Annotated in this window: 13 protein-coding genes; 9 read left to right on the top strand and 4 right to left on the bottom strand. The window is 60.8% G+C overall.

Translation table 11 applies throughout. The features are described 5' to 3' along the window. The first annotated feature begins 100 nt into the window (after positions 1–100). Entirely contained in the window at positions 101–736 is a 636-nt protein-coding gene (locus tag AB1E33_RS04135) for a TetR/AcrR family transcriptional regulator (RefSeq protein ID WP_372575999.1), read from the top strand. A gap of 7 nt (positions 737–743) precedes the next feature. On the opposite strand, the gene AB1E33_RS04130 is transcribed toward AB1E33_RS04135, so the two are convergent. Continuing rightward, positions 744–1,910, bottom strand: coding sequence for an NAD(P)/FAD-dependent oxidoreductase (locus AB1E33_RS04130; protein ID WP_372575998.1), 1,167 nt, complete (start codon positions 1,908–1,910; stop codon positions 744–746). A 374-nt stretch (positions 1,911–2,284) separates the two neighbouring features. On the opposite strand from AB1E33_RS04130, the gene napF reads away from it, so the two are divergent. Genes napF through AB1E33_RS04090 form a run of 8 tightly spaced genes read left to right on the top strand, consistent with a single transcriptional unit; the run spans position 2,285 to position 8,791 of the window. Beyond that, positions 2,285–2,800, top strand: coding sequence for a ferredoxin-type protein NapF (napF, locus tag AB1E33_RS04125; protein WP_372575997.1), 516 nt, complete (start codon positions 2,285–2,287; stop codon positions 2,798–2,800). Further along, positions 2,797–3,045 carry a chaperone NapD gene (locus tag AB1E33_RS04120; RefSeq protein ID WP_372575996.1) on the top strand — a complete coding sequence of 83 codons (249 nt, stop codon included), beginning with the start codon at positions 2,797–2,799 and terminating at the stop codon, positions 3,043–3,045. The genes napF and AB1E33_RS04120 overlap by 4 nt, the downstream gene beginning before the upstream one ends. A 41-nt stretch (positions 3,046–3,086) precedes the next feature. Then, positions 3,087–5,579: a nitrate reductase catalytic subunit NapA gene (napA, locus tag AB1E33_RS04115; protein ID WP_372575995.1), complete on the top strand. Its 2,493-nt coding sequence runs from the start codon at positions 3,087–3,089 to the stop codon at positions 5,577–5,579. 27 nt (positions 5,580–5,606) lie between these two features. Next, positions 5,607–6,425: a ferredoxin-type protein NapG gene (gene napG / locus AB1E33_RS04110; protein ID WP_372575994.1), complete on the top strand. Its 819-nt coding sequence runs from the start codon at positions 5,607–5,609 to the stop codon at positions 6,423–6,425. Then, complete coding sequence (gene napH / locus AB1E33_RS04105; protein WP_372575993.1) at positions 6,422–7,339, top strand: quinol dehydrogenase ferredoxin subunit NapH; 918 nt, start codon at positions 6,422–6,424, stop codon at positions 7,337–7,339. Before napG ends, napH begins: the two co-directional genes overlap by 4 nt. A gap of 12 nt (positions 7,340–7,351) precedes the next feature. Beyond that, the gene (locus tag AB1E33_RS04100) at positions 7,352–7,789 is read left to right on the top strand and encodes a nitrate reductase cytochrome c-type subunit (RefSeq protein WP_372575992.1); all 438 of its coding nucleotides are present in this window, start codon (positions 7,352–7,354) and stop codon (positions 7,787–7,789) included. A gap of 29 nt (positions 7,790–7,818) precedes the next feature. Beyond that, positions 7,819–8,523 carry a NapC/NirT family cytochrome c gene (locus AB1E33_RS04095; RefSeq protein WP_372575991.1) on the top strand — a complete coding sequence of 235 codons (705 nt, stop codon included), beginning with the start codon at positions 7,819–7,821 and terminating at the stop codon, positions 8,521–8,523. Between the two features lie 10 nt (positions 8,524–8,533). Continuing rightward, the gene (locus AB1E33_RS04090) at positions 8,534–8,791 is read left to right on the top strand and encodes a hypothetical protein (protein WP_372575990.1); all 258 of its coding nucleotides are present in this window, start codon (positions 8,534–8,536) and stop codon (positions 8,789–8,791) included. Between the two features lie 106 nt (positions 8,792–8,897). On the opposite strand, the gene AB1E33_RS04085 is transcribed toward AB1E33_RS04090, so the two are convergent. The 3 genes from AB1E33_RS04085 to AB1E33_RS04075 are packed head-to-tail and all read right to left on the bottom strand — an operon-like array spanning position 8,898 to position 11,757. Further along, positions 8,898–9,893, bottom strand: coding sequence for an ABC transporter ATP-binding protein (locus tag AB1E33_RS04085; protein ID WP_372575989.1), 996 nt, complete (start codon positions 9,891–9,893; stop codon positions 8,898–8,900). After that, the gene (locus tag AB1E33_RS04080; protein WP_372575988.1) at positions 9,890–10,921 is read right to left on the bottom strand and encodes a Gfo/Idh/MocA family protein; all 1,032 of its coding nucleotides are present in this window, start codon (positions 10,919–10,921) and stop codon (positions 9,890–9,892) included. Before AB1E33_RS04080 ends, AB1E33_RS04085 begins: the two co-directional genes overlap by 4 nt. Continuing rightward, the gene (locus AB1E33_RS04075) at positions 10,918–11,757 is read right to left on the bottom strand and encodes a carbohydrate ABC transporter permease (RefSeq protein ID WP_249711227.1); all 840 of its coding nucleotides are present in this window, start codon (positions 11,755–11,757) and stop codon (positions 10,918–10,920) included. The genes AB1E33_RS04080 and AB1E33_RS04075 overlap by 4 nt, the downstream gene beginning before the upstream one ends. Between the last annotated feature and the right edge of the window lie 10 nt (positions 11,758–11,767).

Genomic DNA, 11,767 nt, shown 5'->3' with positions numbered 1-11,767 from the left:
GTGGCCTGCCCGTTTCTCCCCCTTGACTGATTGTCGCAGGCAGGGTGATCAGGTCGATCAATATCGATACCGGGCGCAATTAGACCCGGAGGGGGAAGAAATGACGCAACCGCACGCGACTGCCAAGCGCGATGCCGACGCCACGCGCGCGCGCATCCTTGCTGCGGCCCGGACCGAGTTCGCCCGTTCCGGGCTGAGCGGCGCGCGCATCGACGACATCGCTGAACGCGCCCAGGCCAACAAGCGGATGATCTACCACTATTTCGGTAACAAGGAAGCCCTATTCACAGCCGTACTCGAGGCCGCCTATCTGCATATTAGATCCGCTGAACAGCAGCTTGACCTCGACAGCCTGCCTCCGCGTGCGGCACTGGACAGGCTGGTGCGGTTCACCTGGGACTACTATCTGAAACATCCCGAACTCATCGCGCTGTCCAATAGCGAGAACCTGCATCAAGGCCGCCATATCCGCCGCGTCGACAGCCTACCGCAAAGCGCGCGGGGCCTTGTCGACCTGGTCGCCCGCATCCTCGACCGGGGCCAGGAGGCGAACGTGTTTCGCCACGGGGTCGACGCGGCGCAGCTGACCATCACTATCGCCGCGATCGGCTGTTATTACCTGGCAAACCGGTATACCGGGTCACTGCTCTTTGGCCACGACATGATGGCGCCAGACGCGCTGGAGGCGCGCCTGGCTTTCAATCTGGACGCCATTCACCGGATGGTCGCCGCCTGAGCAAGTCTCAGGCCGCCAGGGTCTGCGAGAACGCGCAGTGGCCCAGCTCACTCTGCTCCTGTTTCAGGCAGGCATTGAATGCCATATGCAACTGCTTGAGCTGGGCCAGATCCCAATCATAGGACGCGATCTGCTGGGTCAGCGTGAACATGTGCGGGGCCAGCCGGTCGCGCGCGGTCTGGTAGGCCGCCGCCTCGCCCGGCGTCTCGGACAGGGCATCGGCCAGTCGCTGCGCATCCAGAAACGCATCGGTGATGCCATGGGCCGTGGCCGGGTCCTTGAAATACCCCGCATCCCCGACCAGCGCCCAGCCCGGCCCGGCGCAGTCGCGCAAGTGGCCCGGCGCACCGGCAAAGCGGCGCAACCGCTCAATGGGGCCGCGCGCTGCCAGTTCGGCAGCCAGTTCGGGATCCCATTGCGACAGCATCTGCACCATCCCTCCGAAAGCATCGAAGTTGAACCAGCGGCGCATGGCGCGCGGATCGCAGGCGGCGAAGAAGCAATGTGCCCCGTCGGCGGTGGGGATCAGCCCGGCTGAAACCCGATCTCCGAAAAACCAGCGGTAGCCCTCGTTTGGGAGGCCGTCGACATAGCTGTAGATGCAGGCCGCGCGCGTATCCGAATTCATGATCGAACGCGCGCCGACCATTCCCGCCAGACTCGACTGCCGTCCGTCCGCGCCGATCACGATCCCGGCCGAGACAGGCTCGACTTCGCCGGATTTCAGCCGCAGCGAGACGCCGCAGACACGGCCATTCAACTGCTTCTGCACACCAACCAGCGTGACGCCGGTATGGAGTTCTACTCCGGCCTCCCAGGCCGCGTCGCGCAGAACCCGGTCGAGAAGCCAGCGGCGCGGCGCGTAGAGCCCCGCAATCCCGCCACCCGGCTGCACCGGTACGTCCACCACGTCATCACCGTATTGAAACCGGGTCTGCCGGACGACCGGCGTGCCAGCTCTGGTGATCCGGCCCAGCAGCCCCCAATCATTAATCAGCGACACTGCAGGCCGCGTCAGAGCATGAGTGGACAGCGTATCCTGGCTGCCATCCTCGCGATCGACCATCAGAACCCGCGCTCCAGCGCGGGCCAGCAGCAACGCGGTGGCTGCCCCTGCGCAGCGTGCGCCGATAATGACGGCATCATATTGGGGACGTGAAAAAATCCGGGTCATTGAAAATCTCCTACTCTGTGCAACATGGAACATGCCCTCAGCCTGCCCCACCCGGGGCGCGCAGGCTTGAGGAGGAGGTGGGGAAAGTCTGGAGATTTCCTGAAAACCAATGGAAAAAGCAGCCCGGGCCGCGTCCCGTCATCTGCAACAACGCGCGGATTTCCCTAGAGACAAACCCCAATAGTCCGTAGAAGTCTGCGCGGAAGTCGGTTGATAAAGATCGATTTCAGTCATTTGCAACGGCATTCAGGATATTTGCGCCACCCCCGCTTGATCCAAAAAATAATTACCCGCGAAAATGATCTGGATCAAATTGCATCCCTTGCGGAATCGTTAGCGAGAACGGATCAGAAAAACCCTCGGGTCGCCAGCGAATGAGCCAACAGACCAGCAGACGCGCGTTTCTCAGCGCTCGCATTCTTCGACAAGACTCCGACGCCATCAGGCCGCCGGGAGCGGCGGTGCTTGGTTTTGGGGAGCTTTGCACAAAATGCGGCGACTGCGTTCCGGCCTGCCCCGAGGGGATCATAACCGTCGACGCAGACGGTTTTCCCGTGGTAGAGTTAAATACCGGTTCGTGCACGTTTTGCGGCGCTTGTGCCAGGTCCTGTGCAGCCGACGCGCTTGTCGTCGAGCGGCTGTCGGACTGGCCTTGGCGCGCGGCGATTGAGGGCGCGGCCTGCCTGTCGATACGAGGTGTCAGTTGCCGACTCTGCCAGGACAGTTGCGACCACGGCGCTATCCGATTCAGGCTGCAGCTTGGCGGGCGTGCCGAACCGAAACTCGACCTCGACACCTGTACCGGGTGCGGGGCCTGCGCCCATGTATGCCCCGCCGATGCCGTCACATTCGAACGCCACGCCAATTACCAGTCGGAAGAGATCCAATGAACATCTGCGGTTGCCTTATACACGTCACGCCTGACCGCGCCGACCCCGCACGCCTGGCGATGACTGAAACGCCCGGCGTTGAAATTCACGCCGCCGCCGAGGATGGCCGCTTTGTTGTCGTCGTCGAAGATACCGCCGACCGGCTGGCCTCAGAGACCATCATGGATCTGCACCAGATCCCCGGTGTGATCTCTCTCAGCCTGACCTACCACCACTTTGAAGATATCGCGGCAACCCGTCCGTGAACCGATGCCCCAAGCCAACCGCCCAGCAGGAGGCCCATGCCATGACCATCTCTGAATCCCGCCGCACCTTCCTCAAGGCCTCTGCCGCCGCCGCGACTGCCTCGGCTGCAGGCATGCCGCTGGCCATGGGCCAGGCAAATGCCCAGGCCGCCGCACCCGACATTCGCTGGGACAAGGCGCCCTGCCGGTTCTGCGGCACCGGCTGTTCAGTTCTGGTGGGCACCAAAGACGGCAGGGTTGTGGCCACGCAGGGTGATCCGGATGCACCGGTCAATCGCGGGTTGAACTGCATCAAGGGCTATTTCCTGTCCAAGATCATGTATGGTCAGGACCGCCTGACCACGCCACTTTTGCGCAAGACCAACGGCGTTTACGACAAGAACGGCGAATTCGAACCGGTCAGCTGGGACGAAGCCTTCGACGTGATGGCCGAGAAGTGGAAAGAGGCACTGGCCAAGAAAGGACCGACCAGCGTCGGCATGTTCGGGTCGGGCCAATGGACGGTCTGGGAAGGGTACGCCGCCGCCAAGCTGATGAAGGCCGGGTTCCGGTCCAACAATCTCGATCCCAACGCGCGCCACTGCATGGCCTCGGCAGTGGTCGGCTTCATGCGCACCTTCGGCATCGACGAGCCGATGGGCTGCTATGACGATCTAGAACATGCCGATACCTTCGTGCTCTGGGGGTCGAACATGGCCGAGATGCACCCGATCCTGTGGTCGCGCCTGACCGACACGCGCCTGACCAAGCCGGGATGCCAGGTGCATGTGCTGTCGACCTTCGAGCATCGCTCATTCGAACTGGCCGACAATGGCCTTGTCTTCAACCCGCAGACCGATCTGGCGATCCTGAACTATATCGCCAATTACATCATCCAGAACGGCGCGGTGAACGAGGATTTCGTCCGCGATCACGTCAACATCACCAAAACCGCAACAGATATCGGCTATGGGCTGCGCGATACCAACGCGGTGCAGCAAGAGGCCGAAAATCCCAACTCAGGTAAGCTGGAAACGATCAGCTTTGAGGAATACGCCGAATCTGTCGCCCCCTATACGCTGGAATACACCGCCGAGCTGTCTGGCGTTCCGGCCGACAAGCTGGAAAAGCTTGCGCAGCAATATGCCGACCCGAACCGCAAGGTGATGAGCTTGTGGACCATGGGTTTCAACCAGCACACCCGCGGGTCCTGGGTGAACTCGTTGATGTACAACGTGCACCTGCTGGTCGGCAAGATTTCGGAACCCGGTAACTCGCCCTTTTCGCTGACCGGCCAGCCCTCGGCCTGTGGCACGGCGCGCGAGGTTGGCACATTTGCCCACCGTCTGCCCGCCGACATGGTGGTGGCCAATGACGAACACCGCAAGATCTGCGAAACCGCGTGGAAGATCCCCGAAGGCACCATTCCACCCAAGCCCGGTTTCCACGCCGTGTTGCAGAACCGCAAGCTGAAGGATGGCGAGTTGAACGCCTATTGGGTGCAGTGCAACAACAACATGCAGGCCGCGCCCAATATCAACGAAGAGGGCTATCCCGGCTATCGCAATCCGGAAAACTTCATCGCCGTCTCGGACCCCTATCCGACGGTCACCGCCGTGTCCGCCGACCTGATCCTGCCCACCGCCATGTGGGTCGAAAAAGAAGGCGCCTATGGCAACGCCGAACGCCGCACCCAATTCTGGCGCCAGCAGGTGAAAGCACCCGGTGAGGCGAAATCAGATCTGTGGCAACTGATGGAGTTCTCCAAACGCTTCACCATCGAAGAGGTCTGGGACGAAGAACTGCTGGCCAAGATGCCCGAACATCGCGGCAAGACCATGTATGACGTTCTCTACGCCAATGGCACAGTAGATCAGTTCCCGCTGTCCGAGACCGCCGAGGGTTTCGACAATGACGAAGCCGAGCATTTTGGGTTCTACGTCCAGAAAGGTCTGTTCGAGGAATATGCCGGATTCGGGCGCGGCCACGGGCATGACCTCGCGCCGTTCGACACCTACCACAAGGCACGCGGGCTGCGCTGGCCAGTGGTTGACGGAGAAGAGACACTCTATCGCTTCCGCGAAGGCTACGACTCATATGTGCCCGAAGGGGCCGACGTGAAATTCTATGGCCACAAGGACGGCAAGGCCAAGATCATCTTTGCCCCCTATGAACCCGCCGCCGAGGAACCTGACGAGGAATTCGACCTCTGGCTTTGCACCGGGCGTGTGCTGGAACACTGGCATTCCGGCTCGATGACCCGCCGGGTGCCCGAACTGCACCGCGCGTTTCCCGCTGCCGTGGTCTACATGCATCCCGAGGACGCGCGCGACCGTGGCCTGAGGCGCGGGCAGGAAATCGTCCTGTCTACCCGCAGGGGCGAGGTCACAAGCCGGGTCGAAACGCGCGGTCGCAACAAGGTGCCACGCGGTCTGGTCTTCATGCCCTGGTTCGACGAAGGCCAGCTGACCAACAAGCTGACACTGGACGCGACCTGCCCGCTGTCCAAGGAAACCGACTACAAGAAATGCGCCTGCAAGGTCGAGCGCGCGTAACCGGCACGGATCGCGAAGGTAATCCCCATGTCCCTTGCCGGAACCCCCCTTTCGCCGCAACGGCGCCGTTTCCTGCAGGATACGGCACGTGTAGCTGGTGGCTGCGTGGTGGCCGGATCGCTGCTGGCCTATCTGGCCCGCAGCGCCCGAGCCCTGCCGGCAGAGGCTCTGCGCCCGCCCGGCGCATTGCCGGAAGAGGCGTTTCTAACGGCCTGCATTCGCTGCGGGCTCTGCGTGCGGGACTGTCCTTATGACACGCTGAAGCTGGCAGAACTGGGCGCGGGGTCCGGCGCCACCGGCACGCCTTATTTCACTGCCCGCGACGTGCCATGCGAAATGTGTGATGACATCCCGTGTGTCGCCGCCTGCCCCACCGGTGCGCTGGATCCCGGGCTGGACAAAATCGATGATGCCAAAATGGGCGTTGCGGTGCTGGTCGATCAGGAAAACTGCCTGAATTACCTCGGCCTGCGCTGCGACGTCTGCTATCGGGTCTGTCCCGTCATTGACGAAGCAATCACGCTGGAGCCGTCGCACAACACAAGATCAGGGCATCACGCGATCTTTGCGCCCACAGTGCATGCCGACCGCTGTACCGGCTGCGGCATGTGCGAAAAAAGCTGCGTTCTGCCCGAAGCGGCCATCAAAGTCCTGCCCGCCCGATTGGCGCGCGGCAGTTCTGCCACGCATTACCGCAAGGGCTGGGAAGAAAAGGCAGCCAAGGGCGGGCCATTGGTCGAGGATGTGATCGACCTGCCTGACCGCCTGCCCGGACCGGGCACCGACAATCTGGCCGCGCCTGGCGGGTATGAGCCGGGCTACAATCTGCCGGGGCTGGGCCAATGAGCGCCCGCGCCCACATACCCGTGGCGCTTGAGGCCGTTGAGGCCAAAGGTTGGATCGGCGCGCATCGCTTTCTGCTGCTGCGCCGCGCCAGCCAGTTGTTTTTTCTGCTGCTGTTCCTGCTCGGGCCCTGGTTCGGAATCTGGATCGTCGAGGGGACGCTGGCCGGGTCGCGGACCTTGGGTGTTCTGCCTTTGACCGATCCGTTCATCCTGTCGCAAAGCCTTATCGCCGGGCATTGGCCCGAACTCACGGCGCTGATCGGCGGCCTGATCGTTCTGGTGAGCTATGCGTTGATCGGTGGTCGGGTCTATTGTTCCTGGGTTTGCCCGATCAATCCGGTGACCGACGCCGCAAACTGGCTTCATCGTCGTCTGGACCTGCCAAAAGGCTGGCAACCCAAACGGGGGACACGGCTGTGGATACTGGCGACGGTGCTGATTGTCTCGGGCCTGACAGGTGTCATCGCGTGGGAGGTGATCAATCCGATCACCATGCTGCACCGGGGGCTGATCTTTGGCATGGGTTTCGTCTGGGCAATGATCGCCGCGATCTTTGTCTTTGACCTTTTTGTCGCGCGTCATGGTTGGTGCGGTCACCTTTGCCCGGTCGGCGCCTTCTATGGCCTGATCGGCGCAAAGAGCCTGCTGCGGGTCAGCGCCGCCAACCGCGTGGCCTGCGACGACTGCATGGATTGTTACGCGGTCTGCCCGGAAAACCAGGTGATCTCACCCGCGCTTAAGGGCAAACCGGGGACCACGCCTCTGATCCTGTCGCCGGACTGCACCAATTGCGGCCGCTGCATCGATGTCTGCGCGGTCGATGTATTTCACTTTACGCACCGGTTCGACGACCACGTCGTCACGCCATCCGATCCAGCAACCGCGCCCGAGCCGCGCACCGCCAGACTTATCTAAGGGAGTGCCAAAATGAGAAAATCAATCGTGACGGGTGGAATTGCCCTGATCCCAGTTTTGCTCCTGAGTGGGTTCGCCCTTGCGCAATCGGCCCAGGTGGACACCTTGCGCGGCGGTGAGGTGGATGAACTTGTTCCGCTCGATCAGGTCCACAAGAATGTCGAGGGACGGATGCAGCGCAACTATCGGCAGCAGCCGCCGCTGATCCCGCATTCGGTCGCACAATACCAGATCGACACGCGCACCAATCAGTGCCTGTCCTGCCACGACTGGACCAAGGCGGGCGAGCGCAACGCGCCTACGCTGTCGATGACCCACTATCTGGACCGCGACGGCAATGAACTGGATCGGATCGCGGGCACAAGGTACTTCTGCAACCAGTGCCACGTCCCACAGGCCGACGCACCGCCGCTGATCGAGAATGTCTTTCAGCCTTCTTCCGGCAATTAATCCAACGCATGTCAGAAAGGAGCACCGAAATGGCAGACTCCCCCGAAAAACGCGGTTGGATCCGCCGCCTCTGGAGCTGGATCTGGACACCGGCTGTCGCGTTCAGTTCCGGATTCCTCATCCTTGCAGGCTTTCTGGCCGGTATCCTGTTCTGGGGCGGGTTTCACTGGACGCTGGAACTGACCAATACCGAGGAATTCTGCACCTCGTGCCACACGATGGAGACCAATCTGGGCGAGTATCGCGAGACCATCCACTACAACAACCATTCCGGTGTGCGCGCGATCTGTTCCGATTGCCATGTGCCGCATGAATGGAACCATAAGATCAAGGCCAAGATCATGGCCGTCAAGGATGTCTATCACGAGCTTGCCGGCACGATCAGCACCCCCGAGAAATACGAGGCGCACCGCCTGAGCATGGCATCCGCCGTATGGAAAAAGATGAAGGCGTCCGACAGCCGGGAATGCCGCAATTGCCACAATTTCGATTATATGGATTTCACGCTGCAGGAAACGCGAGCCGCATCCGAACACCAGCGCGCGATCGACAACAACATGACCTGTATCGACTGCCACCAGGGAATCGCCCACAGCCTGCCGCCCGATTATCTGGAGACATACCAGAAGGTCACCGAAGCACTGGATACAAAATCCTCGGGGACGGCGCATCAGCAGGTCGCTGAAAACGGTGAACAGATCCGGTCATTCCTGACCACGCGCACGGACCAATAAGGGGCAAGACATGCTTGAGCTACTTGGAACGATCGGCGGAAATGCCCTTGGCCTGCCGGGCATTCTTGGACTTGCACTTGGCATGATGACCCGCCGCCTGTGGCTGGGCGCGGCCATGGGCGCACTGGTCGGCGTAATCGAGACGCTGCTTTTCGCCGGGTGGCAATTCGCCCATGTTGAAATGCTGGAGCTGATGATCGCCATTGTCGTGGGCGTCTGCGCCGGCAGCCTAGGCTGCGTGATCCGGCGGATTGGCGCAACCGTATAAGACGGGTCCGAATATGGGTGTCTTGCCGCCTTTGTGAGACACCCAGAGTGAGTCTTGGACGCATTCCAACCCATCAAGCAATGCGTTCAAATGCCCGTAAAACGCTTCACTGCACGCGCGCGCCGTTATCGTCGAAATAGTACAGACGCTCTGGCGAAAATCCGAGCGTCACCGTTTCGCCCTGAGCGATCGCATGCTGTCCGAACAGCCGGGCCGTGATCTGAGTGTTCTTCACGCGGGCAATGACATTGGTGTCACCGCCCAGATGCTCGACATGCTGTACCGCGGCAGCCAATGCACCATCGTCCGCCAGACGCAGGTCTTCCGGGCGCACGCCCATGATCCGCTTATCGCCGTCATTCACATATCCGGCCGGCATGAAGTTCATTGCCGGAGAACCCAGGAACCCCGCGACAAACTGGTTAGCGGGGTTGTTATAAAGCTCCATCGGGCTGCCGATCTGCTCCACCCGACCATCGCGCAGGACAACGATCTTGTCTGCCAGGGTCATCGCTTCGGTTTGGTCATGCGTGACGTAGATCATCGAGGCCGCAAGCGCATCGTGAAGGTTCGCGATCTCAAGCCGAGTGTTCATCCGCAACGCCGCGTCGAGGTTTGACAGCGGTTCGTCAAAGAGAAACAATTTCGGCTCCCGCACGATTGCGCGGCCGATGGCAACGCGTTGGCGCTGGCCACCTGACAGCTCGGACGGATAACGATCCAGGTAGTCTTCGAGGTTGAGCATCTTGCTGGCCTTGGCCACGCGTTCCCCGATGACCGCCTTGCTTTGCTTTTCCTGCTTCAGCGCCAGTGACATGTTCTTACGCACGTTCAGATGCGGATAAAGCGCGTAAGATTGAAAAACCATGGCGATACCGCGCTTCGATGGCGGTGTCGCGTTGACCAATTCACCACCGATCCGAACTTCGCCCGAGCTTGCATCCTCCAGCCCGGCGATGACTCGCAGCAGCGTTGATTTCCCACAGCCCGAGGGGCCGACAAATACAACAAACTCGCCGTCTTCCACCTCGATGTTGATATCCTTGAGCACGTGAACATCGCCAAATGACTTGTTCACATTGGTCAGTGTCAAAGCAGTCATTGTTGCGGCTCCTTCAATGAAACGGGTTGGCTGGTGCGGATGCTTTCATCAGCGGCCAGACAGATGGCGAGGGATTGCACGGCGTCGTTCATATGCCGTGTCAGGTCGATATCTTCGGTGATCGCGCGGATCATGAAGGCCTGCTCGGCATTACAAAGCTCCTGATGGCCGGGCTCGTCAGGCATTTCGATGGTTGTATCCCCTTCGGGGCGATGCACGAGGATACCGCCGACCCGGGTGTGGCCGTCGATATCCGCAGAGGCGCCTTTGTTGCCATCGGTGATCGAAACCGAGCCATTGGGAGACACGATGTCTTTCACAAAGAACGCGGTTTCCGACATCATCGGACCCCATCCCGCCTCGTACCAGCCGACAGAGCCGTCTTCGAACACCACCTGAAACTGGCCGTAATTGTACATGTCTTCGGCTATCTCGTCAGACAGGCGCAGGCCCATTCCATGCACGCGGACCGGGTCGGCATCGGTGATCTGGCACATCACGTCGACATAATGCACTCCGCAATCGACAATCGGCGAAGTCGTTTGCATCAGCGCCTTGTGCGTCTCCCACTCAGCGCCCGAGGATTGCTGGTTCAGGTTCAGGCGAAAGACGTATGGCCCGCCCAGATCACGCGCCTCATCGATCAGGCGCATCCAGGACGGATGATGGCGAAGGATATAGCCAACGACCAGCTTGCGGCCGGCTTCCTGTGCTTTGGCCACCACGCGACGCGCATCACCAACCGTCGTTGCAAGCGGCTTCTCGACGAACACATGGGCACCCGCCTCCATCGCTGCGCAGGCGTAATCGGCGTGACTGTCCGAATAGGTCGCAATGACTACAAGGTCGGGCTTGGTTTCCATGCCCTCTTCGAGAGTCGCATACCGCTGATAACCTGTCAGGTCGTCGGGCAGCGGTACCGGTGACCGGTTGACCAGTCCGACAATCTCTGACTCGGGATGGTGGTGATGGGCCAGCGCATGGGACAGCCCCATATTGCCCAGACCCGCGATGAGAACCCGGATCATTTGACCGCCCCCGACGTAATGCCGCGGATCAGTTGCCGCGAGAAGATGACGTAAAGGATCAGCACCGGCAGGATCGCCATCGACAGCGCCGAAAGGACCGCATTCCAGTCGGTGACGAACTGACCGATGAAGACCTGAGACCCAAGCGTGAGGGTCTTGGTCTCTTCGGCAGGCGCAAGGATCAGCGGGAACCACAGATCGTTCCAGATCGGGATCATGTTGAACACCGCGACCGTCGCCATTGCGGGCCGCACCAGCGGCAGCACAAGACGGAAGAAGATCGCATATTCGCTCAGCCCATCGACACGGGCGGCATTCTTAAGGTCATCCGAGACCTGGCGCATGAACTCGCTGAGAATGAAGACCGCCAGCGGCAGACCCTGCGCCGTGTAGACAAGGATCAGCGCCCAAAGCGTGTTCACTAACCCGCCTGCCACCATCATCTCAAGGATCGCCACCGTGCCGATCCGGATCGGGATCATGATCCCCAGGGCCAGATAGAGCCCCATCAGCGTGTTGCCCTTGAAGCGGTATTCGGCCAGCGCAAAGGCGGCCATCGCGCCAAACAGCAGCACAAAGAACAGCGAGGCCACCGTGACGATGAGCGAGTTCTGGAAGTAAAGAAAGAAGTCGCCCTGTTTCATCACCGTCTGGTAACCGATCATCGAGAAGGTCTCGGCATCAGGCAGCGCCAGCGGTTCGCGGAAAATCGCTTTGCGGTCCTTGAAGCTGTTGATCAGGATCACGAAGACCGGAAAGAGAGCGATCAGGGTGTAGAGGATCAACGCGCCATGCATGGCCAACGTGTTGAACGGGTTTTTGCGTGCTTTGTTCATGTCTGGTCCC

It is taken from the genome of Ruegeria hyattellae, assembly GCF_041537925.1.
In the GTDB taxonomy this organism is placed as follows: domain Bacteria; phylum Pseudomonadota; class Alphaproteobacteria; order Rhodobacterales; family Rhodobacteraceae; genus Ruegeria_C.
The sequence above is the reverse complement of the archived record's forward strand: the minus strand, read 5'-3'. Positions and strand labels throughout refer to the sequence as shown.